This is a genomic window from Methylocystis sp. H62 (assembly GCF_015709515.1).
GTDB lineage: Bacteria > Pseudomonadota > Alphaproteobacteria > Rhizobiales > Beijerinckiaceae > Methylocystis.
On the sequence record NZ_JADNQZ010000050.1, the window covers coordinates 66,117 to 91,797 of the forward strand.

General features: G+C 63.3%; 27 protein-coding genes. 12 read left to right on the plus strand and 15 right to left on the minus strand.

Features of this window, described 5'->3' with window-relative positions:
- Nucleotides 1–98 precede the first annotated feature (98 nt).
- The 4 genes from minC to IYY11_RS08290 all read left to right on the plus strand — a co-directional run bounded on the left by minC (nucleotide 99) and on the right by IYY11_RS08290 (nucleotide 2,666).
- Nucleotides 99–899 (plus strand): septum site-determining protein MinC, encoded by an 801-nt coding sequence (gene minC / locus IYY11_RS08275; RefSeq protein WP_196403429.1) that lies wholly within the window; start codon nucleotides 99–101, stop codon nucleotides 897–899.
- Between the two features lie 13 nt (nucleotides 900–912).
- On the plus strand, nucleotides 913–1,728 hold the full coding sequence (minD, locus tag IYY11_RS08280) for a septum site-determining protein MinD (protein WP_018406567.1): 816 nt from the start codon (nucleotides 913–915) through the stop codon (nucleotides 1,726–1,728).
- Nucleotides 1,725–2,045, plus strand: a complete 321-nt coding sequence (minE, locus tag IYY11_RS08285; protein ID WP_196403430.1) for a cell division topological specificity factor MinE — start codon at nucleotides 1,725–1,727, stop codon at nucleotides 2,043–2,045. Before minD ends, minE begins: the two co-directional genes overlap by 4 nt.
- A 138-nt stretch (nucleotides 2,046–2,183) precedes the next feature.
- On the plus strand, nucleotides 2,184–2,666 hold the full coding sequence (locus IYY11_RS08290) for a DUF2852 domain-containing protein (RefSeq protein WP_246719771.1): 483 nt from the start codon (nucleotides 2,184–2,186) through the stop codon (nucleotides 2,664–2,666).
- Nucleotides 2,667–2,787: 121 nt separating this feature from the next.
- On the opposite strand, the gene IYY11_RS08295 is transcribed toward IYY11_RS08290, so the two are convergent.
- Both IYY11_RS08295 and IYY11_RS08300 read right to left on the minus strand, forming a co-directional pair.
- On the minus strand, nucleotides 2,788–3,273 hold the full coding sequence (locus tag IYY11_RS08295; RefSeq protein WP_196403431.1) for an SH3 domain-containing protein: 486 nt from the start codon (nucleotides 3,271–3,273) through the stop codon (nucleotides 2,788–2,790).
- A 540-nt stretch (nucleotides 3,274–3,813) separates the two neighbouring features.
- A complete protein-coding gene (locus tag IYY11_RS08300; RefSeq protein WP_196403432.1) occupies nucleotides 3,814–4,452 on the minus strand; it encodes a hypothetical protein in 639 nt (212 codons plus the stop codon).
- A gap of 161 nt (nucleotides 4,453–4,613) precedes the next feature.
- On the opposite strand from IYY11_RS08300, the gene IYY11_RS08305 reads away from it, so the two are divergent.
- A complete protein-coding gene (locus IYY11_RS08305) occupies nucleotides 4,614–5,555 on the plus strand; it encodes an extensin family protein (protein ID WP_196403433.1) in 942 nt (313 codons plus the stop codon).
- A 22-nt stretch (nucleotides 5,556–5,577) separates the two neighbouring features.
- Here IYY11_RS08305 and IYY11_RS08310 read toward each other — a convergent pair whose 3' ends face one another.
- Both IYY11_RS08310 and IYY11_RS08315 read right to left on the minus strand, forming a co-directional pair.
- Nucleotides 5,578–5,988 carry a DUF6460 domain-containing protein gene (locus IYY11_RS08310; RefSeq protein ID WP_196403434.1) on the minus strand — a complete coding sequence of 137 codons (411 nt, stop codon included), beginning with the start codon at nucleotides 5,986–5,988 and terminating at the stop codon, nucleotides 5,578–5,580.
- A gap of 36 nt (nucleotides 5,989–6,024) precedes the next feature.
- Nucleotides 6,025–6,459 carry a hypothetical protein gene (locus IYY11_RS08315; RefSeq protein ID WP_196403435.1) on the minus strand — a complete coding sequence of 145 codons (435 nt, stop codon included), beginning with the start codon at nucleotides 6,457–6,459 and terminating at the stop codon, nucleotides 6,025–6,027.
- Nucleotides 6,460–6,631: 172 nt separating this feature from the next.
- Between IYY11_RS08315 and IYY11_RS08320 the strand changes: the two genes are divergently transcribed.
- Nucleotides 6,632–7,057: an Hsp20 family protein gene (locus IYY11_RS08320; protein WP_196403436.1), complete on the plus strand. Its 426-nt coding sequence runs from the start codon at nucleotides 6,632–6,634 to the stop codon at nucleotides 7,055–7,057.
- Nucleotides 7,058–7,227: 170 nt separating this feature from the next.
- Nucleotides 7,228–8,547, plus strand: coding sequence for a hemolysin family protein (locus tag IYY11_RS08325; RefSeq protein WP_196403437.1), 1,320 nt, complete (start codon nucleotides 7,228–7,230; stop codon nucleotides 8,545–8,547).
- A gap of 80 nt (nucleotides 8,548–8,627) precedes the next feature.
- Here the strand turns inward: IYY11_RS08325 and IYY11_RS08330 are convergent, their stop codons facing one another.
- From IYY11_RS08330 to IYY11_RS08375, 10 genes are all read right to left on the minus strand, one after another.
- On the minus strand, nucleotides 8,628–8,897 hold the full coding sequence (locus IYY11_RS08330; RefSeq protein ID WP_018406579.1) for a DUF1150 family protein: 270 nt from the start codon (nucleotides 8,895–8,897) through the stop codon (nucleotides 8,628–8,630).
- A 104-nt stretch (nucleotides 8,898–9,001) separates the two neighbouring features.
- Nucleotides 9,002–10,297, minus strand: a complete 1,296-nt coding sequence (odhB, locus tag IYY11_RS08335) for a 2-oxoglutarate dehydrogenase complex dihydrolipoyllysine-residue succinyltransferase (protein WP_196403438.1) — start codon at nucleotides 10,295–10,297, stop codon at nucleotides 9,002–9,004.
- 27 nt (nucleotides 10,298–10,324) lie between these two features.
- On the minus strand, nucleotides 10,325–13,312 hold the full coding sequence (locus IYY11_RS08340; RefSeq protein WP_196403439.1) for a 2-oxoglutarate dehydrogenase E1 component: 2,988 nt from the start codon (nucleotides 13,310–13,312) through the stop codon (nucleotides 10,325–10,327).
- A gap of 69 nt (nucleotides 13,313–13,381) precedes the next feature.
- Complete coding sequence (gene sucD / locus IYY11_RS08345) at nucleotides 13,382–14,266, minus strand: succinate--CoA ligase subunit alpha (RefSeq protein ID WP_196403440.1); 885 nt, start codon at nucleotides 14,264–14,266, stop codon at nucleotides 13,382–13,384.
- A 257-nt stretch (nucleotides 14,267–14,523) separates the two neighbouring features.
- Nucleotides 14,524–15,228 carry a 50S ribosomal protein L1 gene (rplA, locus tag IYY11_RS08350; protein WP_196403441.1) on the minus strand — a complete coding sequence of 235 codons (705 nt, stop codon included), beginning with the start codon at nucleotides 15,226–15,228 and terminating at the stop codon, nucleotides 14,524–14,526.
- 4 nt (nucleotides 15,229–15,232) lie between these two features.
- The gene (rplK, locus tag IYY11_RS08355; RefSeq protein WP_196403442.1) at nucleotides 15,233–15,679 is read right to left on the minus strand and encodes a 50S ribosomal protein L11; all 447 of its coding nucleotides are present in this window, start codon (nucleotides 15,677–15,679) and stop codon (nucleotides 15,233–15,235) included.
- A 217-nt stretch (nucleotides 15,680–15,896) separates the two neighbouring features.
- Nucleotides 15,897–16,244, minus strand: coding sequence for a hypothetical protein (locus IYY11_RS08360; RefSeq protein ID WP_246719772.1), 348 nt, complete (start codon nucleotides 16,242–16,244; stop codon nucleotides 15,897–15,899).
- A gap of 220 nt (nucleotides 16,245–16,464) precedes the next feature.
- Entirely contained in the window at nucleotides 16,465–16,995 is a 531-nt protein-coding gene (gene nusG / locus IYY11_RS08365) for a transcription termination/antitermination protein NusG (RefSeq protein WP_029649124.1), read from the minus strand.
- A 24-nt stretch (nucleotides 16,996–17,019) separates the two neighbouring features.
- Nucleotides 17,020–17,211, minus strand: coding sequence for a preprotein translocase subunit SecE (gene secE / locus IYY11_RS08370; RefSeq protein WP_018406587.1), 192 nt, complete (start codon nucleotides 17,209–17,211; stop codon nucleotides 17,020–17,022).
- Between the two features lie 198 nt (nucleotides 17,212–17,409).
- Nucleotides 17,410–18,633 carry a DUF2235 domain-containing protein gene (locus IYY11_RS08375; RefSeq protein WP_196403444.1) on the minus strand — a complete coding sequence of 408 codons (1,224 nt, stop codon included), beginning with the start codon at nucleotides 18,631–18,633 and terminating at the stop codon, nucleotides 17,410–17,412.
- Between the two features lie 172 nt (nucleotides 18,634–18,805).
- Here IYY11_RS08375 and IYY11_RS08380 point away from each other — a divergent pair, with 172 nt between their 5' ends.
- The 3 genes from IYY11_RS08380 (at nucleotide 18,806) to IYY11_RS08390 (ending at nucleotide 20,448) form a co-directional block, all read left to right on the plus strand.
- Entirely contained in the window at nucleotides 18,806–19,147 is a 342-nt protein-coding gene (locus tag IYY11_RS08380) for a hypothetical protein (RefSeq protein ID WP_196403445.1), read from the plus strand.
- A 162-nt stretch (nucleotides 19,148–19,309) separates the two neighbouring features.
- The gene (locus IYY11_RS08385; protein ID WP_312029714.1) at nucleotides 19,310–19,612 is read left to right on the plus strand and encodes a cupredoxin domain-containing protein; all 303 of its coding nucleotides are present in this window, start codon (nucleotides 19,310–19,312) and stop codon (nucleotides 19,610–19,612) included.
- 2 nt (nucleotides 19,613–19,614) lie between these two features.
- Nucleotides 19,615–20,448: an FTR1 family protein gene (locus IYY11_RS08390; protein ID WP_196403447.1), complete on the plus strand. Its 834-nt coding sequence runs from the start codon at nucleotides 19,615–19,617 to the stop codon at nucleotides 20,446–20,448.
- Between the two features lie 38 nt (nucleotides 20,449–20,486).
- Here IYY11_RS08390 and IYY11_RS08395 read toward each other — a convergent pair whose 3' ends face one another.
- Complete coding sequence (locus IYY11_RS08395) at nucleotides 20,487–22,736, minus strand: transglycosylase domain-containing protein (RefSeq protein WP_196403448.1); 2,250 nt, start codon at nucleotides 22,734–22,736, stop codon at nucleotides 20,487–20,489.
- A gap of 341 nt (nucleotides 22,737–23,077) precedes the next feature.
- Between IYY11_RS08395 and IYY11_RS08400 the strand changes: the two genes are divergently transcribed.
- Nucleotides 23,078–24,046: a hypothetical protein gene (locus IYY11_RS08400; protein ID WP_196403449.1), complete on the plus strand. Its 969-nt coding sequence runs from the start codon at nucleotides 23,078–23,080 to the stop codon at nucleotides 24,044–24,046.
- A gap of 482 nt (nucleotides 24,047–24,528) precedes the next feature.
- The gene (gene dnaN / locus IYY11_RS08405; protein WP_196403450.1) at nucleotides 24,529–25,647 is read left to right on the plus strand and encodes a DNA polymerase III subunit beta; all 1,119 of its coding nucleotides are present in this window, start codon (nucleotides 24,529–24,531) and stop codon (nucleotides 25,645–25,647) included.
- Nucleotides 25,648–25,681: the final 34 nt, after the last annotated feature.

The following is a 25,681-nucleotide window of genomic DNA, read 5'->3' on the forward strand; positions in this document are numbered from 1 at the left end:
ATAAAGCGCGACCGGGCGCCAAATTACGCGCGCGCTTTAATCCTTCATTAACGTTAACGCCCTCAAATGACGCAAATCCTAATTGCGTGAGGGCTCCCGTGACGCAAGCGTCATCCCGACACATCCGCTTCAGAGGCAGGTCCTTCCCCGTCCTGACGCTGGAGCCCGAGCAGCCGATCGAAGGCTGGCTCGAGCAGCTCGACGCGCTGCTTGAGCAGTCGCCCGCCTTTTTCAGTCGGAAGTCGATCGTCATCGACCTCGCCAAACTGACTTTGGAGCGGCAAGAACTCATCGAACTTCTCGAAAATCTCACCCGGCGCGGCATACGCCTCATGGGATTGTCGGGCGTCGACCCGTCATGGGCCAGCGACGATCTGCCGCCGATTCTGGCCGGTGGTCGCGCCACCCCGCAACCGCCGCCGGACGTCAGCGCAACGCGCGCCAAAGACGCAAGCCCTGGAACGCTGTCCCCAAGCGAAGAAGCAGCCTTCGAGGATATCGCCAACGCGCTCGGCGCCGGCGGCGCGCAATCCGACGATCCCAAAGCGTCCGAGCCGCCGGCCCCGACGGCTGCGCCGCTGATCCTGCTGGAGCCGGTGCGCTCCGGGCAGTCGATTTATCACCCGGACGGCGACGTGACCGTGATCGGCTCCGTCGCGTCGGGCGCGGAAATCATGGCGGGCGGCTCCGTGCATATCTACGGAACGCTGCGCGGCCGCGCGATGGCCGGCGCCTATGGGGAAAAACGCGCGCGAATTTTCTGCCGCAAGCTCGAAGCCGAGCTGCTCTCGGTTTGCGGCGTTTATCTCACTGCCGACGAGATCTCGGCGAATGTTCAGAGCCAATCCATCCAGGCCTGGCTCGAAAACGAGACGGTCAAGATCGCGCGGCTCGATTAAGAGAGGACGAACAATGGCCAAGACTTTGGTGGTGACCTCCGGCAAAGGAGGCGTCGGAAAGACAACGTCGACCGCGGCTCTCGGGGCCGCGCTGGCCCAACAGGGTCACAAGGTCGCGGTCGTCGACTTCGACGTCGGGCTGCGCAACCTCGATCTCGTCATGGGCGCCGAGCGGCGCGTCGTGTTCGACCTCATCAACGTCGCCCAGGGCGACGCCAAGCTGCATCAGGCGCTCATCCGCGACAAGCGCTTGAACAATCTCTATCTGCTGCCCGCGTCGCAGACGCGCGACAAGGACGCCTTGACCGAAGAAGGCGTGCAGCGCGTCATCAATGAATTGCGCGAGAAGTTCGACTGGATCGTCTGCGACAGTCCCGCCGGCATCGAACGCGGCGCGACGCTCGCGATGCGCTTCGCCGACGTCGCGGTGGTCGTCGCCAATCCGGAAGTCTCATCGGTGCGCGATTCCGATCGCATCATCGGGCTGCTCGACGCCAAGACCGAACGCGCCGAAAAGGGCGAACGCGTCGAGAAGCATCTGCTGCTGACGCGCTATGACGCGCAGCGCGCCGGCCGCGGCGAGATGCTCAGCGTCGACGACGTGCTCGAAATTCTCTCGATACCGCTGCTGGGGATCGTGCCGGAGAGCGAAGACGTTCTGCGCGCCTCGAACGTCGGCGCGCCCATCATTCTTCACAACGCCATGAGCCCCGCGGCGCGCGCCTATTCGGAAGCGGCGAAGAGGCTGTGCGGCGAAAAACTGCCGGTGAATATTCCCGCTGACAAGAGGGGACTCTTCGTTCGGCTCTTTGGTCGGAGGGCGGCATGAATATTTTCGGATTGTTCGGGCGTCGCGGCGCCACCGCGCCGGTTGCGCGCGAGCGCCTGCAGATCCTTCTCGCGCATGAACGCAAATCGGCGCGCGATTCGGATCTGATCGCCGTGCTGCACAAGGAAGTCCTCATCGCGATCTCCAAGCACATCAACGTCGACCCCGAAAAGGTCATGGTGAAGATGCATCGCAAGGAAGACATGTCGCTGCTCGAAATCGACATCGAAATCGAGCCGGGGGCGACGCGCGAAACGATCGCGCCGTTCGCGGATGACGCCGTGCTTGAAGATGATCTGAGCGGCAAGGCGGCCTGATTTCCCGACGCGAAGCGATTGACGGCGCCGCGCCAATTTTCTTGGCGCGGCGCTTTCCCTTGCGCCAATGTTAATGCATATTACATTGGTGTCGGCCCCGCTTGGCGGCGGGCGGCCGTTGACCAACTGGAGCCCATCATGAGCTGCCATCGTTATTCTCGCATGTCGTCATCCGGAGAGGGCGGCTCGCCCTGGGGGCATCACGGACGAATGTCCTGGAGGCCCTACGAGATCGCGGCGGTGATCCTCGGCTTTTTCATCTTCTGGCCGCTCGGCCTCGCGATATTGGTCTGGAAGCTTTGGCAGCGCAGCCAGGGCTTTGAAGGCGATTTCTTCGCCTTCGCCCAGGAACAGGGCGCGCGGGTGAAGGACGCCGTGAGCGGCGTCGCTCGAGAGGGTTCGGCTGCCTGGGGCGGCCCGTCCTTCATGCGCTCGACCGGCAATGTCGCCTTTGATGAGTGGCGCGAAGGCGAACTCGCGCGTCTCGAGGAAGAGCGTCGCAAGGTCGCCGAAGCGGAGCGCGACTTCGCCGAACATATCGACCAGCTGCGCCGCGCCCGCGACCGCGAAGAGTTCGAATCCTTTATGCGCGGCCGCAAAGGCGAGGATAAAGGCGCATAACGCGGGTTAAGGCTGCGCAGGCGTCGACCTGAACAGAAGAGGCGCAAATCGGCATGTCCGATTTGCGCCTTTACTTTTTGCCGGCTTCGCGCGCCGGCCTTTTCTCGCCTCGCCCGCGTTCTTAACGGGGAATGACGGACCGTTGGCGCGCCAAAAGACCGCCTCTGACGAATCCGGTCTTGCCTTGATAAGAGACGCGGCACCAGCCCCTGCCGAGACCACTTCTACAGCGAAGGACGTCGACCTTTTTGCCGCCGGGAATGACCTCGATAACCGAGGAAAACATGCTCGCGCGCCGCTTGAGACTGGCGGCGTCGGTCGTCACGACGGGCGCGACGATGACCTGCGATCCCGACGTCCCGAGCGCAGGCGCGTTCACCCACCCGGTCTTCGAACCGTAGCGGATCTGGCACCAGCTGTGACGCCAGCCCGGGTTGCAGCTCAACACCTGCACATCGGCTCCGGCCGGGATTTGGGCGATTCTACGCCACGACGTTCCCGGTCCAGAGCGTAGCGTCGCCGGACTTTGAGCGGTGGCAGCCTGGGCGATGTCCTGGACAAGAAAAACGACGAGGCCGACCGTCGCTGCAGCGAGCATTTTTCGCATGACTAAATCTCCCAAATGAACGTCAATGGACTTCTGTTTTCTCGCGTTGCGCCGACATATCAGGCGAGCGGATGGAGGGTTTTGCAGATCCGTTTAGAGGGTCTTTCAGCAACGCTCCGACTCATTTGTTATTCGAGAGACAAGAAGAAGACAAATCGCAGCGCTTGATCGATTTCAGTTGGGATAGACCTGAAGCTTTTCTAGAGGGGTTGCACAACATTCTGAGATAGGAGCGCGCAATGCAGCATGCGTCTGCAAGCTGACTGATCGGCTCAAAATGGAATGTGGGCGCCCCGCCTCCGACCCTTACGAAGCGAGAGCCGGCGCCAGCAGAGGGAACGCGCATTTCATTCAACGGAAGCCGTTTTTCCTGCGGCACGGCGGCGACAGCGGACTCGCGAGGCGTAAATCGGCAATGTCCAGTTTGCGCCATCAGTGCGCCATTACGATGACTTCTTGCGGCTTTTGCGTTATAGGTAGCAAATGTCCTTCGTCGCAGACGCTTGGACTGAGCGTCATGCCCAGGCGTTTTCTCAATACTCAATTACGCTTGTGCCGAGGCGGGTCTTTCGAGCGACCTTCCTTGCCATATACGTCAACAGAAAGATCTTCAGCTTCAATGCGCCAGCCCACTCGTCCGTTCATAACGGCATATAAAGGTCGGTCTCCCAAATCTCGCACTTCGAATCCGTGGAAGATCAACGAGCCTGAAAATGCGAGTGGGAGTCCATCGCTTAATGGCTCCAGCGCTTCGGCCGCCCCTGAGGTCGAACGTGACGCCTCATATTTGGCGGCGCTAAACGCGGCGGACGCGGTTTTCGGCGCCAAAGCGGCTGAACGTCCCCAGATTCTCTCGCCATCGACAGGCCTGCCGGGGCGCGTGCTCCCGAACCTCTTGCAGGAGGACGTCATAAGCGATCCTCCGGCGCGAGGCGCATCAACTCGGACGCGTCGTGTGCGCCAGCCGGCCAAAGTTGCCGAGGCTGTTCCTGCGAAACCCAAAAAGGTGAAGCCGCAGACAGCAGTGGCGACCCCGATTCTCATGGCGCCGCGCGCGAAAGAACCGGAACCGGAAGTCATTCTCAAGACATCGTCGCGGGCGATCAGGACGATTCGCAGGAAATGGGTGTTGAAGACCGAACTCAAGGCCGGCGAAACATGGAAGCGGCGCTTGAGCAAATTTGCGCGCTGATCACGCCTCCCGCGCTACCGCGCTCATGAGCAGCGCATCCGCGCTGCTTTCCGCGGGGTGTGGATCGCCTGCCACAGTCCTCAAATATCTGAGCGTTAACCACAATTCTCGACCCTGAATTAACGGCCCGGCGCCCATTCTCGCGGCCATGGTCCGCCGCGCCCATCACTCGTTGCTCGTGCCGGCGCTCGTCGCGGCGACGCTTTCCGCTTGCTCGATCGGGCAGAAGCCGCAGCGGCCGGCCTGGCGCACGCAGGCTGAAAACGCCTGTCTCGCGGAAAGACGCGTCAACCCTTCCGAATTCATCGCGCTCGCGCCCGAAGTCGACGGTCCGGGGATTTGCGGCCTCACCAGACCGTTCAAGGTGACCGCGCTGCAGGGCGGGGCGGTGTCCTTCAACGCGATCGCCACGCTCGACTGCTCGATGGTCGCCGAGCTCGACGCCTGGCTCGCCGACGCCGTCCAGCCCGCCGCGCAGGCGCGCTTCGGACAGCAGGTGGTTCAGATCAATTCAATGGGCTCTTATGCCTGCCGCGGCATGAACAATCAGCGCGGCGCGCAGCTTTCCGAACATTCCTTCGGCAATGCGCTGGACATCGGCGGCTTCGTGCTCGCCGACGGCCGCGAGATCACGCTCGTGCGCGACTGGGGGCGCGGCGACGCGCAGACACGCGCCTTCCTGATGGACGTGCATCGCGGCTCGTGCGGGCATTTCTCGACGGTGCTGTCGCCAGGCTCCAACGCCTTTCACTACAACCATATTCACGTCGATCTGGCGCTGCACGGCCGCTCGGGACGCAGCATCTGCAAGCCCGCGCCGCAAGAGACGCTGCCGCCGCCCGACCCATCGCCGCTGATCGCGCAGGGACGCGCGCCGCCTGCGCCGGATGACGAGACCGACAATGACACGACGGGCAAGCCGCCGCTCGCCGCGTTCGAAGGACCGGGAGTCGGCGCGCGGGACGGGTTCGGTCCCGTCGCCGGACCTGAGGCCTATGCGCCGCCGCCGCCGCCGCGCCGCGACGGCATCGGCCAGCTTATCGAAGATCCGGATCAGACGTCGAGCATCGGACGGCGCCGAACCTTTTAGATCGCCGCCGGCTGGCCCTTTCTCATCGCTTGCTCGCGCCCACATTGACGAGCCGTAGAACGAGCCACGCCGGCACGACGAAGACCGCGCCGGCGAGCACATAGCTGACAAGCTCCCTCACAGCGCCGAATCCCAACTGATAGATGCGGTCGAAGAAAGCTTGGACGCCGCGAAAAATGTCGATCGGCCGCAGTTCCAGCCACATCAGCAGGGCGCCCACGACCAGCGAAATGACGAGCAACCGCGCGAGAATGTTGAGCGGCGAGCCGCCGAGGAAATTTTCAAGCGTATTGTTCGACGCCATCGGGTTGGTTTCCTGTGATATTTTGTCGGAACTCGGCAGAAGCAGCACGTCATGCGCGGCCTCTGGCCGCTCAGGTCGGCCCGGCTTGTCGAGATGCGGCCAATTGGCGAAAGGTCCCTGATCAGCCATTGGGGCGCTCCTGCGGATACATCTTCCCTCTGGCCCTCACAGAGCGCCTCCAGGCGAGGTCTCTTCGCGGAAGAGGCGCATTATGCGGCGCAGAAAGCGCTCGGTAAAGGAGAGCGCGCGCTCGAATTCCTCTTCGCTCGGCGCCATGTTCGGCCTCGCCGCCGGGGGGACGGGCGCAGCCTCGGCGCGCGCTTTGAGCGCGGCGTTCTCCTTGCGCAGACGGTCGATCTCCGCCTCAAACGCGGCGCGCTCCTCGGCGCCGAGCCGGCACACAGTGACGCCGTCCTTCACTGAACAATAGGACAGGGCGCCGGTCTCCTTGTTCAGCCGGACGTAGCCGCCCTCGGCGGGGGTCAGCGTGAAGCGTTCGCCTTCCGGCGCGATGATCGGCGGCGGCGTTTCGGCGATGGCCGGCGCTCCGAAGGACGCGGTGAGGATGCTCGCGAGGAAGATATGCTGTGCTTTGCCCATGGTCGCCGCTCTTAAGGGGAAGCTTGCTCGCACATGGGCGTTTGTCGTTCGCGCGTCAATGGCGGGCGCGCGCATCGGCCGCGCTTGAATGGCGCGGCGGGCTCGGCCATATAGCTGGAGCCGGAGCGCTTCACGGGCTCGGCCGAAGAGGCGCCAACAGGGCTTCAACGACATGTCGCGTCCGCCGCTCAATTCGCCGTTCCTGCTCGGCTTCGATGAGATCGAACGGGCGCTCGACCGCGTCGCCCGCACCGCCTCCGACGGCTACCCTCCCTATAACATCGAGCGCATTCCGCGCGCCGAGAGCGCGCCGGAGCGGCTTCGGATCACGCTCGCCGTCGCGGGCTTCACCAGCGACCAGCTTGACGTCTCGCTCGAAGAAAATCAGCTTGTCGTCCGCGGGCGCCAAACCGAGGATCGCGAGCGGCATTTCCTGCATCGCGGCATCGCCGCGCGGCAGTTTCAGCGCGCGTTTCTCCTGGCCGAAGGGATGCAGGTGCTGGGGGCCGATCTCGTCAACGGGCTGCTCTCCATCGATCTGGCGCGGCCCGAGCAGGCGCGGGTCATCAAAAAGATCGAGATCGCGGTTCGCGACTGAGCGCTTCGCGATCACATGGAATCATGTGATGTAGTTTTCGGGCCGGTCGATTGCCCGCCTTCTCGGCAGGATCGCGCCCAGGATTACGCCCAGGCGACAAATGTCGTCGCCCTCACCGCGTGCCGACGCCATTTGCTTGAGAGCCTGCGCAGAAAGCCCTATCAGGTGTCATGTTCGAGCTAGCCGTCGCGCTTGTGTTGATAGTCATCAACGGGATTTTCTCGTTGTCAGAACTCGCCATCGTTTCGTCGCGCAAAGTGCGGCTGAAGACTTTGGCCGCCGAAGGTCGCCGCGGCGCCGCCGCCGCCCTGGCGCTGGCGGAAAATCCGGGACGCTTCCTCTCCACCGTTCAGATCGGGATCACGCTCGTTGGAGTCCTCGCAGGCGCCTTTTCAGGCGCCGCGCTCGGTCAGCGGCTTTCGCAAGAGCTGCGCGCGCTTGGTCTATCGGACGGTGCGGCGGATTGGATCGGCTATGGCGGCGTCATCGGCGTCATCACCTATCTGTCCGTCGTGATCGGGGAATTGCTGCCCAAAAACATCGCGCTGCGCCATGCGGAAGCCATCGCCTGCCGCATGGCCGCGCCGATGGCGTTGCTATCCACTCTGGTCACGCCGGTGGTCTGGCTGCTCGATGAGTCGACGAAGCTGATCTTGCTGTTCGTCGGCCAGGCCAACGAGCTTCAGTCCTGGGTCACCGATGAGGAAATCAAGACCTTCGTCGCCGAGGCGCATTCGGCGGGGGCGATCGAGGCCGACGAACAGCAGATGATCGCGGGCGTGCTGCGGCTGGGCGACCGCGCCGCGCGGGCGCTGATGACCCCGCGCACCGAGGTGGACTGGCTCAATCTCAGCGAGCCGGAGAACATTCTGCGCGAGAGGCTCATCGAGACCTCCCACGCGCGTCTGCCCGTCAGCCGGGGCGATATGGACGACATGATCGGCGTCCTGCTGATCCGAGACCTGCTTGGACCCGCGCTGCGCGGCGAGCCGCTCGACCTCGAATCCCATGTCCGGTCGGCGCCGGTCGTGCCCGATTCGATCGACGCGCTCGACGCGCTGAATGTTTTGCGCGAAGCCGAGACGCCGATGGCGCTCGTGCACGACGAATATGGCCATTTCGAAGGCGTGGTGACGCCGGCCGATATTCTCGACGCCATCGCCGGCGCGTTCAGATCCGACGAGGGGCATGAGGAGCCAGAGGCGCTTCAGCGCGAAGACGGCAGCTGGCTGCTCGCCGGCTGGATGCCGGTCGACGAAATGGCCGAGCTTTTGCACGTTGCGCTGCCCGAGAACAGGAGCTTTGAAACGGTGGCCGGCCTTGTCCTCGACGGGCTTATCCGCTTCCCGACCCTCGGCGAAACGGTGGAGAAGCTCGGATGGCGCTTCGAAGTCATCGACCTCGACGGACGCCGACTCGACAAGGTGCTCGCGTCCAAGCTCCTTCCCGAGAGCCATAACGGCGCCCGCTCGAGAGAAGCTAACGGCTGAGTTGCGGGAGGGTCGTCGCCGAGCGTGTGACGTTTGCCCGGGTGGCAGGCGCGCCGGCGGGCGCGCCTCTGAGGGGACGGTTAGTGCAGGCTCACCATCTGCAGATGATTTTCACGAGCGTTGCCGATGCAGCCTTCTTCTGAATCCGCAAGCACGATCGGCGCGCCATCCGCTCCGAAAAGCGCAAAGATCGTCAGCCCTGGCGCAATCTGCGGCGCCTGCGGGTAAAGCCGGTTGACGTCTTCCGAACTCATCGATCGCACATAAGCGATGAGGCCATCGCCAAGTTGCGCGAACTGCTCGGGCGTCAGCGGAGACTCTCTGGTTTCGGTGGCGGTTTTCATTTCCATCTCTACCTCCAAGGCGGTCCTTTCGTCCCCGCCGACGGCCCCATTAGCGGGCGCGCCGTCTGAAATAAGATGTGTAGCCTTTGGAGATTTTGAAGGGGTCGGGGCTACAGGCCGAGCGCCAGCCGTGCAGGATCTTCCAGCAACTCTTTGACGCGCACCAGGAAAGTCACGGCTTCTTTCCCATCGACAACACGGTGATCGTAGGACAGCGCCAGATACATCATCGGCCGCGCTTCGATCTTGCCGTCAACGACCACAGCGCGCTCCTGAATCTTGTGCATGCCGAGAATGCCCGATTGCGGCGCATTCAGGATCGGCGTGGACATCAGCGAACCATAGAAGCCGCCGTTGGAAATCGTGAAGGTGCCGCCCTGCAGATCGGCGATGTCGAGGGCGCCGTCGCGCGCTTTGCGGCCAAGTTCGGCGATGGTCTTTTCGATCTCGGCGAGCGACAGGCGGTCGGCGTCGCGCACCACCGGCACGACGAGTCCCTTCTCCGTGCCGACGGCGACGCCGATGTGGCAGAAGCGCTTGTAGATAATGTCCGTCCCGTCGATCTCCGCATTGACGGCGGGGATCTCTTCCAGCGCCTGGCAGCAGGCCTTCACGAAGAAGCCCATGAAGCCAAGCTTCACGCCGTGCCGCTTCTCGAACGCCTCCTTGTAGCGTTTGCGCAATTCGATCAGCGCCGACATGTCGACTTCGTTGAACGTCGTCAGAATGGCGGCGGTGTTTTGCGCTTCTTTCAGCCGGCGCGCGATCGTCTGACGCAAGCGCGTCATCTTCACCCGCTCTTCGTGGCGGGCGTCTTCCTGCGGAACGGGGACGCGGGGCGTCGGCGCCTCGATCCGCGCTTCCTGGGCGGGAAGCTCCTGGGCGCGGCCTTCTTGCGCGGGCTGCGGGGCAGCCGCCTGACGCGCGGCGAATTGAACGACGTCCGATTTCAGCGCCTGGCCGCGCTTGCCGCTACCGGGAACCTGAGCCACGTCGATCCCTTGCTCGACGGCGATCTTGGCGGCTGACGGCGCGGGCGGCATCGTCGTCGCGGCCGGCGCGGGCGCAGCCGGCGCCGAAACTGACTTGGGCGCTGGCGCTGCGGGGGCCGGCGCCGGTTTAGGCGCGGGGCTTTTGCCAGCGGTCTCTCCGCTCTTCGCCGGAGCGGCGGCGCCTTCGGCGATCTGTCCGAGCAGCGCGCCAGGACCGACAGTTTCGCCCTCCTTGGCGACGATCTCGGCGAGCACGCCGGCGGCGGGGGCGTTGACTTCGAGCGTGACTTTGTCGGTCTCGAGCTCGGCGAGCGCCTCGTCGGCGCGCACCGCGTCGCCCGCCTTCTTGAACCAGCGGCCGATCGTCGCTTCAGTCACCGATTCGCCCAAGGTCGGCACGCGTATTTCAGCCATCGGTTCTCTCTTCGCTCGCGTCGCGTCTCAAGGCGCGAACGCTTCCTCCAGAAACAATTTCAGCTGTGCGAGGTGCCGGGACATGGTGCCCGTGGCCGTAGACGCCGAAGCGGCGCGTCCAACGTAGCGGGCGCGCTTCGACTTGCCGCCGATCTGCGTCAGCACCCATTCGAGATAGGAGTCGACGAAGGACCAGGCGCCCATGTTCTTTGGCTCTTCCTGACACCACACGACGTCGGCCTCCTTGAAGCGCCCGAGCGCCGCGACGAGACCCTTGAGCGGAAAAGGATAGAGCTGTTCGACCCGCAGCAGATACACGTCGTCGACGCCGCGTTTCTCGCGTTCGTCCAGGAGATCGTAATAGACCTTGCCCGAACACAAAATGACCCGGCGAATGTATTCGTCGGCTTTGAGGACGAACGTCTCCGTCGGCGCCGTTTCGGCGTCGTCGAGGAGCAGCCGCTGGAAGCTCGAGGCCATGCCCATTTCGCCGAGCCGCGAGACGGCGCGCTTATGGCGCAGCAGCGATTTCGGGGTCATCAGCACCAGCGGCTTGCGGAAGCTTCTGTGCAGCTGACGGCGAAGGATATGGAAGTAGTTCGCAGGCGTGGTGCAATTGGCCACCTGCATATTGTCTTCGGCGCACAGCTGCAGATAGCGCTCGAGCCGCGCCGAGGAATGTTCCGGACCCTGGCCTTCGTAGCCATGCGGCAAGAGGCAGACGAGTCCCGACATGCGCAGCCACTTGCGCTCGGCCGATGAAATGAACTGGTCGAAGACGACCTGCGCGCCATTGGCGAAATCGCCGAACTGCGCCTCCCACAACACCAGCGCGTCGGGCTCGGCGAGCGAATAGCCATATTCGAAGCCGAGCACCGCCTCTTCGGAAAGCATCGAATTGACGACTTCGTAGCGGCCCTGGCCTTCGGCGATGTGATTGAAGGGCAGATAGCGCGCTTCGTTCTCCTGATCGATGAGCACGCTGTGACGCTGCGAAAAGGTGCCGCGCTCGCTGTCCTGCCCGGAGAGCCGCACATTATAGCCTTCATAGAGAAGCGAACTGATCGCCAGCGCTTCGGCCGTCGCCCAGTCGATCGGCCCGCCATGTTCGATGGCCGCCTTCCGATTGTCGAGAAAACGCTGGATCGTGCGGTGCGCGTGAAAATCGGGCGGCGTCGTCGTGATCTCGGCGCCGATGTGCTGCAGCGTCTCGAGCGCCACGCCGGTCTGTCCGCGACGCTCGTTCTCCGAGAGTTGCCAGCCCGATTTCTTTCCCGCCCAGCGGCCGTCCAGCCAATCCGCCTTGTTGGGCTTGTAGCTCTGGCCCGCTTCGAATTCTTCGTTGAGCCGCGTGCGCCAGTCTTCCTTCATGCGATCGACGTCTTCGCGCGTCGTCACGCCTTCCGCGATCAGACGGTCCGCATAGATATCGAGCGCGGTGCGGTGCGCCCGGATTTTCTTATACATCAGCGGCTGGGTGAATCCCGGCTCGTCGCCCTCATTATGGCCGAAGCGGCGATAGCACCACATGTCGATGACGACGGGCTTTTGGAACTGCTGGCGGAATTCGGCGGCGACGCGCGCGGCGAAGACGACAGCCTCGGGGTCGTCGCCGTTCACGTGAAGAATCGGCGCCTCGACCATCTTCGCGACGTCGGACGGATAGGGCGAGGACCGCGAGTAGCGGGGGTAGGTGGTGAAGCCGATCTGATTGTTGATGATGAAGTGGATCGAGCCGCCGGTGCGATGCCCCTTCAATCCGGAAAGGCCGAAACATTCCGCGACCACGCCCTGGCCGGCGAAGGCCGCGTCGCCGTGGATGAGGAGCGGCATCACCGAGCGGCGGTCGCCGTCGGCGCAATGATGCTGATCCTGCTTGGCGCGCACTTTGCCGAGCACGACCGGATCGACGATCTCGAGATGCGACGGATTGGCGGTGAGCGAGAGATGCACCTTGTTGTCGTCGAATACGCGATCCGATGACGCGCCGAGGTGATATTTGACGTCGCCGGAGCCTTCGACTTCATCGGGCAGGAAGGAGCCGCCCTTGAATTCGTGAAACAGCGCCCGGTGCGGCTTCGCCATCACTTGCGAAAGCAGGTTGAGACGGCCGCGGTGGGCCATGCCAAGAACGATTTCCTGCACGCCGAGCGCGCCGCCGCGCTTGATGATCTGCTCCAGCGCCGGAACAATGGATTCAGCGCCGTCGAGCCCGAAGCGCTTCGTGCCGGTGTATTTGACGTCGAGGAACTTCTCGAAACCTTCCGCCTCGACGAGCTTGTTGAGAATGGCGCGCTTGCCTTCCTGCGTGAAGACGATCTCCTTCTTCGGGCCTTCGATGCGCGCCTGCAGCCAGGCCTTCTCCTCCGGATTGGAGATATGCATGAATTCGAAGCCGATCGTCCCGCAATAGGTGCGGCGCAGGATCGTGACCATTTCAAACAGCGTGGCGTATCGCATCCCCAACACGCCATCGAGGAAGATTTTGCGCTCGTAGTCCTCGTCGGTGAACCCATAGGTCTGCGGATTGAGCTCGCCGTGATCGTAGCGCTGCTCCAGTCCGAGCGGATCGAGATTGGCGTGCAGATGGCCGCGCATGCGATAGGCGCGGATCATCATCAGGGCGCGCACGGAATCGCGCGTCGCCCGCAACACGTCCTCGCCGCCGGGGGTCGGCGGGGCGACGGGAACGACTGGCGATTTAAGAGGCGCCGGCGCCTCGCCGACGATCGCGCTCACCCATTCGCCGTTCGGCTGCGGCCAGTCGCGTCGCGCCCAGCTCGGGCCGTCGGCGACGGCCTTCTCCTGCGGTCTGACGCCCATCTCGGCGAAGAAATTGCGCCAGTCGGCGCTGACCGAGGAGGGATCGGCCTCATAGGCCGCAAGCAGGCGCTCAATATAGCCCGCGTTCGCCCCCTGCAGAAACGATGTCGAAGCAAGAAAGTCATTTTGCGGCGAGCGCGCGCCCACCGGCGCGGCGGGTCCGGCGCCGCCATTGGTTTCAAAACGCGCCATCTCAATCTTTCCCAAAAGCGCCGGCGCTCAAAGCCCCCGACGACTTTCGAAGCGATGAGCGGGCCAGCGCTAGCCCTTCAGCGCTTCGACCAAGGTCTTTCCCAGCCTCGCAGGCGAGGGCGACACTTTGATGCCCGCCGACTCCATGGCTGCGATTTTACTTTCGGCGTCGCCTTTGCCGCCCGAGACGATCGCGCCCGCGTGGCCCATACGGCGGCCGGGAGGCGCGGTGCGGCCCGCGATGAACCCGACGATCGGCTTCTTGCGGCCGCGCTTCGCCTCGTCTTTCAAGAATTGGGCCGCGTCTTCCTCCGCCGCCCCGCCGATCTCGCCGATCATGATGATGGACTTAGTCGCCTCGTCCGCGAGAAACAACTCCAGCACTTCGATAAAATCCGTGCCTTTGACGGGATCGCCGCCGATGCCGACGGCCGTCGTCTGACCGAGGCCTTCGCGCGTCGTCTGGAACACCGCCTCATAGGTGAGCGTCCCGGATCGCGACACGACGCCGACCGAGCCGCGCGAGAAAATATTGCCCGGCATGATGCCGATCTTGCTCTCGCCGGCGGTGACGACGCCTGGGCAGTTCGGGCCGATGAGGCGGGACTTGGAGCCGCAGAGCGCGCGCTTGACGCGGATCATGTCCTGAACCGGCACGCCCTCGGTGATGCAGACGATCAGCGGGATCTCCGCCTCGATCGCCTCGCAGATCGCGTCAGCGGCGCCGGGCGGGGGCACATAGACCACGGAGGCGTCGGCGCCGGTCTTTTCGCGCGCCTCGAGCACCGTGTCGAAGACCGGAAGATCGAGATGGATCGAGCCGCCTTTGCCGGGCGACACGCCGCCGACCATTTTGGTCCCGTAGTCAAGGGCCTGGACGGAGTGGAAGGTGGCGGTCTTGCCGGTGAAGCCTTGGGTGATGACTTTGGTGTTCTTGTCGATCAGCACGGACATGAAGCGCAAATCCCGAAACAAGCGAAAACGGCGCGCGCGCCTTTGAATAAGCGAAAAACCGGAGCCGCCGCCCGTCGTCGCCCGCGCGGAACCTATTGACAAAAGCTCAGCCGCACAAGGCGGAGAAGGCCCCTGCGACAGGGGGCCGCGTCGCGTTCTCGCCCGTCTGTTTTGGCGCGGCAAGCCTTTACGTTGGATGAACCAAAAACAAAAAGCCGGCGGTTTCCCGCCGGCTTTTGATGTCGAAGTTAATTCGCTCAGTGCGGGGCGGCGCCCAGGCTCGACACGTCGACCTTCACGCCCGGCCCCTGCGTGGAGCTGAGCGCAATGCGCTGAATATAGGTGCCCTTTGCGCCCTGCGGCTTCGCCTTGGCCACGGCGTCGACGAAGGCCTTGATGTTCTCGACGAGCTTGCCGTCGTCGAACGAGGCCTTGCCGATCGTGCCCTGCACGATGCCGGCCTTCTCGACGCGAAACTCGACCGCGCCGCCCTTACTGGCCTTCACCGCGCCGGCGACGTCCATCGTCACCGTGCCGACCTTCGGGTTCGGCATCAGCCCGCGCGGGCCGAGCACCTTGCCGAGCCGGCCGACGAGCGGCATCATGTCCGGCGTCGCGATGCAGCGGTCGAAGTCGATCGTTCCGCCCTGCACCGCCGTCACCAGATCCTCGGCGCCGATGACGTCGGCGCCCGCCGCCTTGGCTTCATCGGCCTTGGCGCCGCGGGCGAAGACGGCGACGCGCAGAACGCGGCCGGTGCCGTTCGGCAGATTGACGACGCCGCGCACCATCTGGTCGGCGTGTTTGGGATCGACGCCGAGATTCATGGCGATTTCGACGGATTCGTCGAATTTCGCCTTGGCGCGCTCGCGCACCAGCTTCACGGCGTCGTTGAGGGGATAGAGCTTCGTGCGTTCGATGCCCTCGCGGGACTTGGCAATACGTTTTCCGACATGCGCCATGGTCTTACTCCACCACCTCAAGGCCCATCGCGCGGGCGGAGCCGGCGATCATCGACATCGCGGATTCGATCGAGGCGCAGTTAAGATCGACGATCTTCTTTTCCGCGATGTCGCGGATCTGCGCCTGTGTGATCGTTCCGACGACGTTGCGGCCCGGCAGTTTGGAGCCGGAGGCCGGCTTCTTGCCGATCTTGAGGCCCACCGCCTTCTTGAGGAAGAAGCTGACCGGCGGCTGCCTCATCTCGAAGGTGAAGGAGCGGTCCTGATAGGCGGTGATGACGACGGGGATCGGCGTCCCCTTCTCGATCTGTCCCGTCTTGGCGTTGAACGCCTTGCAGAACTCCATGATGTTGAGGCCGCGCTGGCCAAGCGCGGGACCGATCGGCGGCGACGGATTGGCCGCGCCGGCCGGCACTTGCAGTTTGATATAGCCGGAGATTTTCTTCGCCATTGGTTTCTCCAACGTTTGGCGCCCGCCGCGATTTTTCACGCGTCGGCGCCGGTTGCAGTTCGTGGTCCGGTCTGAGGCTCCCCGATGGCGTCAGGGCAGACCCGCCACGTATGGTTTTCGCTTCCTTTGGAAGGAACGAAAAAAGCCCTCCGGAAGAGGGCTTGCGACTTATACTGACGAGATCGGGAAAAGCAACTGATTGCTGCTGACGCGAGCCTCAATGCCCCTCGGGCGTGAGTCCTACATGTTCTTCGAGGCGGCGCAGGCGCTCCTCGAATTCGGTCAACAGCACGCCATGCCCGATTTGCGAGGAGTGATATTCCATCACCGAGCGGCGCAGACCTGAAATCTGGTCGCTCAGGCGCTTTTCCTGCGCCTTAAGGCGCTCATCGATGCGCTCTTCGAGGTTCATCAGGTCGGAGGCGACATCGGCGCGCAGCGAATGGACCTCGGAGCGAACGTCAGCGACGTCGCTCTTTGTCGACATCTCTTCGCGAAGGCCGTCCACCTTCGCGTCGATCTTGCGCAGCAGCGCCAGCGTGAAATTTTCGGGCTCGTCGCTCATCGCGGCTCCCATCGCCGCCGAACACCGGGCGGCAATCCCTCATATCATGATTTTGCAAAAGCGCGGGACGAACCCAGTTGACCCGGGCGCCTACCTCCCCCTCGGGGGAGATCGGTCGCCGCAGGCGATCGGGTGGGGGATGCTTTGCACCCCACCCGGCTTGCTGCGCAAGCCCCCTCCCCGTCAAGGGGAGAACGCGCCTCTTCCGGCAGCAGGCGGCTTAAACCTTCTCGACCTGGGCGAACTCCAGCTCCACCGGCGTCGGCCGGCCGAAGATCGACACGGCGACCTTGAGGCGCGAACGCGCCTCGTCGATCTCCTCGACGAGGCCGTTGAAAGAGGCGAAAGGCCCGTCGGCGACGCGCACCGTCTCGCCCACCTCGAACATGATCGTCGGCTTCGGCCGCTCGACGCCATCGGCGACCTGGCCCTTGATGCGCAGGGCCTCTTCCTCGCTGATCGGCATCGGCTTGTTGTCCGCGCCAAGAAACCCGGTGACCTTCGGCGTATTCTTGATGAGCGAGAACACCTGATCGGTGAGTTCGCATTTCACCAGCACATAGCCGGGGAAGAATTTGCGCTCGGCGGAGACCTTGCGTCCGCGTCGCACTTCCATGACCTGTTCGGTCGGGACCAGAATCTCTTCGAATTGGTCGGCGAGCCCGCGCTGCCCCGCGCCCTCGCGGATCGCCTCGGCGACCTTCTTTTCGAAGTTCGAATAGGCGTGAACGATGTACCAGCGCATGCTCATAGCGGCGCGACTAGCTCCAATTGTCTATCGACCGACGCCCAGCATCAGCCCGACGCCGAAACGCAGCGCCGAATCGACGACGACGAAAAAAAGGCTTGCGAATAGCACCATCAGGATGACGAGGCCGGTCGTGATGAGGGTCTCGCGCCGCGAAGGCCAGGTGACCTTGCCCGCCTCGGCGCGGACTTCCTGCAGGAATTGAAACGGATTGACCATTCGGCTACCGGGCTGTGCGGGGACGCGCGATCCACCCCTATGACTCACGTCACAAATGACTCGCGCCGTAAAACGATCGCGGCGCGGGACCTGCCGGCCGCGCGCCACGAATTCAAGCGGCTTATAGCCCCTTAGCGCCGCGCCGCCAAGCGAAAAACGCGGGAGCCCCGGGCCACCGACGTCGGGTCGTCCCGCTGCTCACGGCGCCGCGTCGGCGGGCTGGCGGGCGGCGCTGGCCTTCGCCAGCTCGACGAGTTCGGGCGGCAGCAATCGCGCCTCCTCTTCGGTGATGGACGCCACTCTCCCCGCGAGGTTCGAGCCGAGGCGCGCCATCGCTTCTTTCAGGTTTGGAGGATCGTAGCGACTATTGGCGCCATAGATGTTGCAACTACGGCCAAGCTTGGCCAGCACGCTCCAATGGACCTTCTCATTGACCTGTTCCTCGGCGGGATCGCCGCTGGAGCTGAGAAGACTATTGGCCGGGGCGCCGGCGGGAAACAACTCGCGGCTGCGCGGAAAATTCCTGTCGATCGGATATTTCTCGGCGGAATCGGGGATGTTTCCGTCGATGTTCGGTTTCAGCGCGCGCTTGATCGCCGCTTCGTCGAAGGAGAGTCCGGTGAGCGCCTGGGTGCGCGCTATCATCCAGATCAATGCGATGTCCGAAAGGCCCGATTCCGGATAGCCGCCGCCGACGTTGCAGTGGACGCCCGGAAACCAGTTCTGCTCGATGTTCGAGGGAAGCGGATCTCCCTTCTTCACCGTCCAGAAAGTCGGCGTAAAAGGACGGCGGCGCTCGTCGACGCCAATCGCGTGCAGCGCGTGGTCGACATGCGGACCGAGCTGCGTGTCCTCAAAGCCGCCGAACACCGCCAGCGTGACGTAGCGGCCGAGCGGCGCAAGCCCGCTGAACCCGGCGGGCACGCCATATGAGCCGACGGTGTCGAAAACGCCGAGCAGCTTGATGCGATTGTTCGCCTGAACGTCGGGACCGCTCGGCGGCGCGCCCGACTGGGAGGCCTTTTTCGCGCTCCTGTTGGCGCGAGCGATGCCGAAGATGCTTTTGTCTCTGGTCTTTCGGATGCCGCAGTCGCCGATCAGACCGGCCAAGGCGCGAGCCGCATAGGCGCCGCGCGAAAACCCGTAGATATACAGCTCCTGATCGTCGCGATAATTGTCGACGACCCAATTGTAGGCGTCCTGCACGATGGTCCGCAGGCCGAGGCCGGCGGCGCCGCCGACGATTTTGAATCCTTCGGCGCCGACGCCGGAAAAGTAGCGGACATTCTGTTCGACGCCGTCCGCGCCTTTCGGAGGGATGAGCCTTTCGGCGACTTTCTCATCCCAGGACTTCTTGCAGATGCTGGTGAAATCGCGCGGCGTATTCCATGTGCCGTCGAGCAAGATAATGTTGCGAATCATTTTTTCCTCCAGCAACTTGAGAAGCTTAAGCAACTGCGGACAAAAGAGCGTCAGGGCGCTTTGCGATGCTGACGCGGTTTGGCGGCGCCGGCAAGCGAAGAGGACAAATTTGCCCCCGAAGGGCGCTCGCCGTTATGAGAAGCCAAACTTCAGCCAAGCATTGGAGAAACGGATGCGCGCAGGTTTGCTTTTCTTGGCCGCATGCGCCGCGGCCGGCCTCGCCGGCTGCAACGCGGCGCGCCAACCGCAGATCGTTCCTCCGGGACCAGCGGGCCCGCCGCCGGCGCGGATGGGCGAAGCGCCTGCGCCGGACGCCCCGGGCTGCGCCGGCGCCGTGGCGCGCTATCGCTCCGTCATCGACAATGATCTCGCGATGGGTCACGTCAACAGGAGCGTCCATGCCCAGATCTCGAACGAGATCGGCGAGGCGGCGTCGGCCTGCTCCAGCGGCCAGGACGGCCGCGCGCTGTCGCTGCTGCGCGCCTCGAAGTCGCGGCATGGCTATCCAGGGTGAGGCGCGCGCCCATGCGACATCAGCTTGGAAGCGATCCAGACTAGATTGATTGACCTCATGTTTTGGCCTTCTTACTTTCGGTGTGGACGCGGCGGGACCGTCGGCGCTCAGCGAACTCGGGAGATGCGGTTTTTGAAGCGCGACCATTTTGTGGGGGTCCTCGTGGCCTCGGTCTTGGGCATGTCCGCCGCCGCTGCGGCTGAGAACGCCTTCACGCTCACGATCAAGGATCACCGCTTCGAACCGGCAGAACTTCGCGTTCCAGCCAATCAGCCGGCGACGCTGACGGTGAAGAATCTCGACGCCACGCCCGAAGAGTTTGAAAGCAAGAGCCTGCGGATCGAGAAGGTGATCCCCGGCAACAGCGAGGCGACCTTCACGCTTCGGCCGCTGAAAGCCGGCCGCTACAAATTCGTCGGCGAGTTCCACGAGGACGCCGCCAAGGGCGAGGTCATCGCGGAATAGCCATGCTCGGCGCGCTCATCATCGTCTTTCGCGAGGCCATCGAGGCCGGCCTCATCATTGGCATCGTCCTCGCCGTGACGCGCGGCGTCGCCGGGTCGCGCGGCTTCGTCGCCGCCGGCGTTGGAATCGGCGCGCTGGGCGCGATTATCGTCGCCGCCTTCGCCGATCGACTCTCGCAAGCCTTCGCTGGCAGCGGCCAGGAGCTCTTTAACGCCTCGATCCTCGCGATCGCGGTCGTCATGCTCGTCTGGCACAACATCTGGATGGCGCAGCACGGGCGCGAGCTGGCGCAGAACCTTTCCGACGTCGGGCGTGCGGTGGCGCGCGGCGACGAGACGCTCTACGCGCTGACCGCCGTCGTCGGCCTCGCCGTGCTGCGCGAGGGCGCCGAGGTGGCGCTGTTTCTCTACGGCATTCTCGCCTCGGGCGAATCCGGCTGGGACGTCTTCGCCGGGGGACTGGCCGGACTGGCGCTTGGCGCCGTGACGAGCGTCGCGACATTCTATGGCCTCGTCGCGATCCCTCCGCGCCGCCTGTTCGCCGTAACGACATGGCTCATCACGCTGCTCGCCGCCGGCCTTGCGGCGCAATGCGTGGCTTTTCTGCAGCAGGCCGGCTTCGTGACGGCGCTCTCCGACACCGCCTGGGACACGTCATGGATGTTGTCGGATAAGAGCATCGTCGGCCGGGTGCTGCACACGCTGATCGGCTACGCCGACCAGCCTTCCGCGATGCAGGTCGCGGTGTATCTCGCGACGCTCGTCGTCATCGTCGCCGCCACGAAATTTTTCGCCGCGCGGCCGCCTTCGGCCCCGGTGCGCGCTCCGGCGGAGTAAGACGGCGAGATTGCTGACGCGGCTAGGCGTCTGCTCTCTTAGCCCCCGCCAAAGAGCTGCTCGAACACGCTTCTTTCTGGTGCGCCGCGTGTTTGCCGCGGCTGTTCGATCGAGCCGACCGTCGGGATGTCTTCGGGCGGCAGAAGATCGTCGATCGCGCGCGGCGGCGGCGACCTGGGCGGCGCGTCCCGCGGCGCGGGCGACGCCGCCGCTACGGGCGGCTGGTCTGGCGAGTCGGCGGGGATATGCGCCGGCGGTCGCGGCGCCGGCGCCGTGCGCGCGGCTTGCGGGCGGGCCGCGGGCCTCGACTCCCCGGTGAATAAGCCGATGAGGTCATCCATCGGCTTGGCGATCTCCTCAGGGAGCGCAATCGTCTCCGACCGCCAGGCGCCCGAGGGCAGGCCGGCGACCGGCTGCCCCTTCAAGGCGACGCTCATGAAGCGGCTCCAGATTTCGACCGGCAGATTGCCGCCGGAAGCCTTTTTCGTCGGCGAATTGTCGTCATTGCCGAGCCAGACGCCCGCGATCAGCCGGCCGGTGTAGCCGACGAACCAGGCGTCGCGGAAATCCTGGCTCGTGCCCGTTTTGCCGGCGGCGTTCCATCCCGGAAGCTCGGCCTTGCGGGCGGTGCCGGTAAGCAGCGTCTCGCGCATCATGTCGTTCATCATCGCCACATATTGCGGCGCGATGACGCGGCCGAGCGACGCATTCTTGCGCTGATAGAGAGTCTTGCCGGCGGCGGTCTTCACCTTGAGAATGACATGCGGTTGGACGCCGATCCCGCCATTGGCGAAAGGCGTATAGGCGGCGACGAGTTCGAGCGGCGTGACCTCGGACGTGCCGAGCGCGATCGAGGCGTTCGCCTGCAGGTCGGACTGGACGCCGAGGCGATGCGCGGTCTTCGCCACGGCTTTGGGGCCGACTTCGAGGCCCACGCGCACGGCGACGGTGTTGAGCGACAGCGACAGCGCCTTGGTGAGGGTGACGGGTCCGAGATATTGACGGCTGTAGTTTTCGGGCCGCCAGCCTTTGACGTCGAGCGGACCGTCCTCGCGCACCGACTCTGGGGTAAGTCCCTGTTCGAGCCCGGTCAGATAAACAAAGGGTTTGAAGGCGGAGCCGGGCTGGCGTTTCGCCGAGACCGCGCGGTTGAACTGGCTGGCCGAATAGTCGCGTCCGCCGACGAGCGCGCGAATTGCGCCGGTGGGATCGAGGGCGACGATCGCGCCCTGGGCGACGCCGAATTTTGCGCCTTTCTCGTCGAGCTCCTGCTTGAGCGCGCCTTCCGCGGCCATCTCCATGCGCGCATCGATCGTCGTCGTGACAACGATGTCCTGGTCAATCGCGCCGATCGTGTCGTCGAGCATGTCCATGACATAATCGGCCGCGTAATTGATCGCCCCCGCGCCGATGTCGCTCCGCGCGCGTGCAGAATGCGACAGCGCCGTCGTCGCCTTCGACTCGCTGATATGGCCTTCCTGCGCCATGGCGGCGATCACCTGCGCCGCGCGCTCGGCCGCGCCCTCCGGATTGCGATCCGGCGCAAGCTTGCTCGGCGCCTTCATCAGCCCGGCGAGGACGGCGGCTTCAGACAAAGTGATGGTCTTCGCGCCATGGCCGAAGTAGCGCTCCGCCGCGGCTTCGACGCCATAGGCGCCGGAGCCGAAATAGACACGGTTGAGATAGAGTTCGAGGATCTGGTCCTTGGAATATTTATGCTCGAGCCAAAGCGCGAGGATCGCCTCCTGGATCTTGCGCGAGAGGGTTCGCTCCTGGGTCAGGAACAGGTTTTTGGCGAGCTGCTGCGTCAGGGTCGAGCCGCCCTGCATGCCGCCGCGTCCCGTGACGTTGCGGACGATGGCGCGGCCGATGCCGATCGGATCGACGCCCCAATGCGAATAGAAGCGGCGATCCTCGATGGCGATGAAGGCTTTGGGGACATAGGGCGGGAGGTCCGCGAGCCGGACCGCCGCGCCGCCGGTGTCGCCGCGGTTGGCCAGAAGCTCGCCGTTTGCGTCGAGGATGGCGATATTGGGCGGGCGCTTGGGCACCGCGAGCTGGTCGATCGGCGGCAGTCGCGCGCCGTAATAGACGGCGAGGCCGCCCCCGGCGATGGCTCCCCAGAGCGCCAGCGTGAAGCTCCAATAGATCAGCGCGCCAAAGAGCGAGCGCGAGCGCCGCGTTTTTTTGCGCGCGCGCGGGCGGGGCGGCGGACGGCGCTCGGCGCGCAATTCGCCGTCATCGTCGTCGTCGAACCGCGGTTCGCGACGCTTGTCGCTGCGCGCCATCGGATACTCGCCTGTCGCCGCCGCACGGGCCGAAGTGCCTGATGAAGCGTAACGAAGGCCGTTTAAGGGCCGGTTAAGGGGCGGGGGGACCCTTCAGCAGATAGTTTGGAATATTAGGCAACCAACAATGAAGGTAGAAGGATACTCCATGCAAATTATGACGATCCCCCTCGCAGCAACAAGAGAGCCGAAATGAGGCGGTCGAAACCGGCGCTTACGCCTCGAACAGCCGCGCCAAGGCGCGGGAAGCTCACAGGGGGTGAGACCGCCCAATCTCACCCGCCATCAGCGTGAAGAGGCATTGCGCGATCTCGCAGGAGTACGATTTCGAGGTTATCAATATGATTGAAAGCGAAGAATTCCTGCGGCACGTCGAAGAATTGAAGGAAAAGCGATATGCTTCTCGTGATCGCTTTATATTTGGCGAACCCCCTCTCTTTTTCGAGCCATTTGAACAGCGTAGCCTGATTTCATCTCCAATTGCTCAAACGCTTTTATCATTCAAGAGCAATCTAAATTCAGCAATCCAGGTGGGGAGTATTCCATATCGCTTGGCTCACGCGTCAATTCTTGACCAGAGATTCGCGCAACTTCATTCAGCAGAGAGGATTCGAGCCCTAAAAGTGTCTGAAGATAAAAGTGGAACCGAAAGCCCAGCACATGAGACGGCACGTCTAAGGATGTCGGAAGAGCTCAAAGACGGTAGCGTGATAATGTGGCATGCATGCCGAACGCTTGATTTGTTGGATAAACATATAAATGAACCTGAATTTGATAGCTCAGCAAGTGAGCTTCTAAATCAGGTTATTGTTATGACTTGGGGTGCTTTTGAAACGCTAGTGAATGATTCGATTAGATTTATGCTGAATGAACATCCGTCTATAGTATCTTGTTTTGTTACAAGTCGAACAAATAAAGATGCGCTGATAGGGAGGAATTTCATGCTTGACGCATTACAAGAAAACAACTTCGATTTATCGAAAATGATGGGGGATATAGTTTGTAATGCTATGAAATTTGATTCAATTGGAAAGATACGAGACGCTGTTCGTTCATTATTAAATAATGATGAGATTGAGACGTCATTAAAAAATACAGAGTTATGGCTTGTCTCACAACGACGTCATCTTATTGTGCATAAACGAGCTGTAATTGATTCAAGCTACATCGCTAATACAATGGATAACGGGCAAATAGGTGAAAAGCTTTCACTAAAAGCGTCCTATGTCGAGGAAAGCTTGGTTTTGGTGCGCGATATTGGTCTTGCTTTTTTCGATGCGTGTGTTCTTAAGCATCAGGAGTTGAAATAACGGTTTTTCTGCTTTTCTGCCGCTAGAGGCGTGCGCGAAAAGTTCTGGTGGTCTGATCGCGGCAAAGCGAATCAGTCATCGGGGGGATGGGTTATCACGCCCATGCTGCTCTCGACGCTCTGGGAAACCCGTACGCGGTTTTAAGAACAGTGCAGCAGGTCAACCGCACACCATGCCCCGAGATAGGCTGATCGACGGAGATCGGGCGTCCCTCACCGCCCCCGGCACGGCAGCGTCGTTTCTGGAGCTCGGCCCACAGCACGCATACGATCGAAGGCCGCTGCTTATTGTCTAGTAATTATCTACCTCAGCCGGATAGCTGTCGACCCGGAAGCTTGGCTGAGCTGAGGGGCCGACACTTATGCACAATCGCCGACTCGGTTAATCCGCCGCGCCCTTGCGCTTCCAGCGCTGCCGCGCCAAAGTCTTGGCCCCCGGCGCGGCGGCCTGCCGCGCCGCAATCATATGCGGATTTTCCGGCGATGAAGGTCACCATCGAGAGAGCGGCGCTGTTGCGGGCGCTCGGCCATGTTCACCGCGTGGTGGAGCGACGCACGACCATTCCGATCCTGGCGAACGTGCTGCTGTCCGCCAAGGACGGCGCGCTGACGCTCAAGGCCACCGATCTCGACCTGGAAATTACCGAGAAGACCGCGGCGGAGGTCTCCCAACCCGGCGCGACGACGCTGCCGGCGCATACGCTTTACGACATCGTGCGTAAACTGCCGGAGGGCGCGCAAGTCTCTTTGGAGGCGACCGGCGACGCCGGGCAGCTGACGCTGCGCTCCGGACGCTCGCGATTCAATCTCTCCAGCCTTCCCGAGAGCGATTTTCCTGACGTCACCTCAGGCGACTTCAGCCACAAGTTCACGCTCCCGCCCGCTGACCTCAAGCGGCTGATCGAAAAGACGCAATTCGCCATCTCTTCCGAAGAGACGCGCTATTATCTCAACGGCATCTATCTCCACACGCTCGACGTCGAAGGCCGGCCCATGCTCCGAGCCGTCGCCACCGACGGCCATCGTCTGGCGCGGCTGGAGCTTCCCGCCCCTGAAGGCAGCGCCGGCATGCCGGGAATCATCCTGCCGCGCAAGGCCGTCACCGAAGTGATGCGTCTCATCGAGGACGCGCAGGGCGAGGTTTCGGTCGAGCTTTCGATCAACAAGATGCGCTTCACCTTCGGCGACGCGCTGCTGACGACGAAACTGATCGACGGCACATTTCCAGATTACGGGCGCGTCATTCCCGCCGGCAACGACAAGCGGCTCACCGTCGAGCGCGACGTCTTCGCCAAGGCGGTCGATCGCGTCTCGACGATATCCTCCGAGCGCGGCCGCGCCGTCAAACTCTCGCTCTCCGAGAGCAAGCTCGTTCTATCCGTCACCAATCCCGACCAGGGCTCGGCGGTCGAGGAGCTCGAAGCCGATTATGACGGGCCGCCGCTCGATATCGGCTTCAACGCCCGCTACCTGTTGGACATCACCCAGCAGCTCGACAGCGATACGGCGCTCTTCAAGCTCGCCGACCCCGGCTCGCCGACGCTGGTGCAGGACCGCGACGGGGCCACGGCGCTCTATGTCTTGATGCCGATGCGCGTTTAGCTCTTGGAGAGACGCCTCCAGCCCGATAGGGTCG